Origin of the sequence: Protofrankia sp. CiT1, from assembly GCF_917627335.1 — a bacterium.
GTDB lineage: Bacteria > Actinomycetota > Actinomycetes > Frankiales > Frankiaceae > Protofrankia.
In genome coordinates, this window is sequence record NZ_CAKJTP010000057.1 from 1 (window position 1) to 2,968 (window position 2,968).

5 protein-coding genes are annotated in these 2,968 nt (G+C 64.0%); 3 read left to right on the forward strand and 2 right to left on the reverse strand.

The annotated features are described in order from the left end of the window. Positions 1 to 400 (forward strand): cytochrome P450 (locus tag MJ785_RS11510; RefSeq protein WP_239380762.1); only part of this gene is annotated, 400 nt, incomplete at its 5' end. 112 nt (positions 401 to 512) lie between these two features. On the opposite strand, the gene MJ785_RS11515 is transcribed toward MJ785_RS11510, so the two are convergent. Together MJ785_RS11515 and MJ785_RS22265 are read right to left on the reverse strand one after the other, a co-directional pair. Then, positions 513 to 821, reverse strand: a complete 309-nt coding sequence (locus MJ785_RS11515; RefSeq protein ID WP_239308580.1) for a nucleotidyltransferase family protein — start codon at positions 819 to 821, stop codon at positions 513 to 515. Positions 822 to 1,940: 1,119 nt separating this feature from the next. Then, positions 1,941 to 2,276, reverse strand: coding sequence for an HIT domain-containing protein (locus MJ785_RS22265; RefSeq protein ID WP_370652924.1), 336 nt, complete (start codon positions 2,274 to 2,276; stop codon positions 1,941 to 1,943). Between the two features lie 37 nt (positions 2,277 to 2,313). Here MJ785_RS22265 and MJ785_RS11520 point away from each other — a divergent pair, with 37 nt between their 5' ends. Together MJ785_RS11520 and MJ785_RS21945 are read left to right on the forward strand one after the other, a co-directional pair. Further along, positions 2,314 to 2,847 carry an excisionase family DNA-binding protein gene (locus MJ785_RS11520; RefSeq protein WP_239380764.1) on the forward strand — a complete coding sequence of 178 codons (534 nt, stop codon included), beginning with the start codon at positions 2,314 to 2,316 and terminating at the stop codon, positions 2,845 to 2,847. Next, positions 2,844 to 2,966, forward strand: a complete 123-nt coding sequence (locus MJ785_RS21945) for a hypothetical protein (RefSeq protein WP_255724127.1) — start codon at positions 2,844 to 2,846, stop codon at positions 2,964 to 2,966. The genes MJ785_RS11520 and MJ785_RS21945 overlap by 4 nt, the downstream gene beginning before the upstream one ends. The last annotated feature ends 2 nt before the right edge of the window (positions 2,967 to 2,968 follow it).

A 2,968-nucleotide genomic window follows, 5' to 3' on the forward strand; every position in this document is an offset into this window, starting at 1 on the left:
GTTGGGTCACACTGGTGCGTTCTCCGCCGAGGGCGAGCAGTGGCGGCGGCTACGACGGCTGGCCATGCAGAGCCTGCACGCCGATTACCTGCGCAGGTACTTCGATACCGTGGCGCGGGTCACCACCCGGCTGCATGAGCGGTGGACCCGAGCCGCGGCCACCGCCACCGCCACCGATGTCGATGTCGATGTCGATGTCGATGTCCAACAGGACATGATGCGCTACGCAGTCGAACCGGACGAACGCCACGGACCCGGCGGCGAGCCGCTTCCCGCCGGTACCTCCCGTCGGCGGCCAGGCAACCACCGACCTGCGGCGATCACGCTCTGTGGTGTCCGAAACATCAGGAATGATATGGGCGCGCTGAGGACGGGTAGCTTTGATGGCTATTCACCATAAATACGACTTTGAAAAAAGAGGCATCCAAAGGCATGTGTCGCCTTGACCGCTTGATTCCGCCCTGCGAACCAGCTCTGCTGCGCGCAACGCGTCCCACAGATACTTTCGCGGATCAGGCCGCATACAGGGTTTCCCTGGTCCGCATCACCCGGTCACGAAAGTACGGATTACGGATAGCCGTGACGCTGACGACATCCACCGGGCGGCCGAGGAGCCGCTCAAGCCCTTCCTTCAGACCGAAGTACGACCCAAAATAGTCGAATCCCGGCCGGACATCGAACTCCACCAGCACATCAACATCACTGGAGTCGAGGTCGAACGAGTCACCCACGGCCGAACCAAACAGATCGAGGCGGCGAATGCCAAGCGTCCGACACAAGGCCTCGATCTCCGGCCGACTCTCCTCGATCACCTCATGCACGGCCCACCTCCCAGTGCCATTCTGCCCGATCTGCGGCACGACCTCGCGAACGAGACCGTACCGCCGGGGCACGTGACCACGTACACGTACCGCCTATCACCCCTGCCCGGGGCTCCCTCGCGGTTCCGCGGCCCCATACACACAGGTCGCCGTGCCGTTACGACCAGATCGAGCGGGCCGCGATGCAGTGTGGATGCTGTACGAGCCTCCCCGGGGGCACGGACAGCATCCACGCGGTGAGGGTGCCGGGTGACTGTTCTACGGGGCGTGGGGGTGTCGGCGACTGTGTCGAGGTCACTGACTGGAATTCTGATCACCATCAGGACCTCTTAACTCTCGTGGCCGATATGGACGGCGAGCCGCGTGATCTCGTAGAGACGTCGCTGCAGCTCCTCCTTGACCTGGATTGCTGTAGTGAGCACGCTCCGGCGCACCGCGTGCCCTAACGTGACAGATCCATATCGTAGTATGGCTTCTAGCGACTGATCGCGACAGGCGACGGCGTCGATTGGCCCGGTCGAGCTCCGGGTGATCCGCTGCGAGATCACGGTGACCACCACCGCTGGCACCCGGCGCACCGAGCACTACCTGCTGGTCACGACCGCGGGCGGCCCGTCGGTCCCGGCCGCCGAACCGATCCGCCTCTACCATGATCAATTTAAGGTGGAGATGAGCCACCGGTGGTGCCCCTCAAGCCGTGGTCGTTTCTCATGTCTGGGTTCCTTCCTCGTATGGTCCTGTCCGCTCGGCGGGAAGTGCGCTCCAGCGGGCGCGGGTGTAGTAGCCGGGCGGGCGTCGCGGCGTTCGTGTAGCCGTCGCATCTCGGTGTCGTCGGCGACGACGACCCAGGACCTGCCGTCGGGGTGGCGCCGAGCGGTGATCCATCCCCGGTAGATCCAGGTATAGATGGTGGCGGTCGGCAATGGCACACCTCAGCCGAGGATAGGTCACCTACGAGCTGGACACTATCAACACCAAAAGTTGGCTAACAGAGTCAACGCCGGGGCCGTGCATCCCCCGCCGGGAGAGTTCGGCGACGCTCGTCACGTGCTGTATGTGTCGCGGGTAAGGGTGGATAGTGCCACTCGTAGATCGGCGTTAAGCTGGTTGCGTGCCGCGCTAATCGCGTATGTTCCTTCTTCGTCCGCTCCGCGCCATACAGGTAACGGGGCCGACCCGGAGACTCTCCTCCTCCCACCTGTAACGCGCGTGTACATGGCCGTGGAGATGCGGCCAGAGGTTCCCCAACACTTCGTAGGTGATTCGCAGAAAGTCTTCGTCGCGAGCCGCGCATACCTGAGCGACAGCCTCACCGAGAAGAGACAGGTCGAAAAGGAAGTCCATCCGTTCTGGGTGAGGAAGGTCTGTCAGATGGTTTGCCGATCCGGCGTAGACGAGCAGGCAGTAGCCAGGGAGATGCTGCGTGCTGCCCAGCACCGCCCATCCAGTGCGCATTCGATGGAGAACGTTGGGTTCCTCACCGCGTTCCAACGTGGTAAGCTATTCACCGCTCATATCCACGTATGGTGGTGCGGCAGGTGGAAGACCATGGCCGCTGGGGTGTCCGAGCGCACCGTCCTTCCCCCCGGACGAGTCCCTCGACGACCTGGTCGCGTTCGTCGGGCGGATCAGCCGTACGGAGAACCACGCCGAACTGGTCGGACCCGACGGATCGCGCGCCCTGCTTCCCTCAGCCGTCTACGAAGTGCTCCAGCATGTTGTGCTCGCGATGGCCCGCGGCCAAGCGGTCACCATCGCCCCGCACCACCAGCAGCTGACCACCCAGGAGGCGGCCGACATCCTCGGCGTCTCCCGCCCGACCCTGGTCAGGATGCTCGACGAGGGGCGGATTCCCTACACCCAGCCCGGTCGCCACCGCCGGATCCTGTTGCCCGATGTGCTGACGTACCAAGAACGACACCAAGCCGCGCGCGAAGCCGCCATGGACGAACTGGTCACCCTCTCCGAGGAGTTCGACGGCTACGGCGCGACCGACAAGCCGTACCACCGAACACAAGCGCCATGACTTTCGCCGCGCTGCTCGACACGTGCGTCCTGTTCCCCATGCACCTGCGCGACAGCCTGCTCCGCCTCGCGACGCATCCACCTGGCATCCGACAGCCCCCGAAGGACTTCCAGTGCTAACC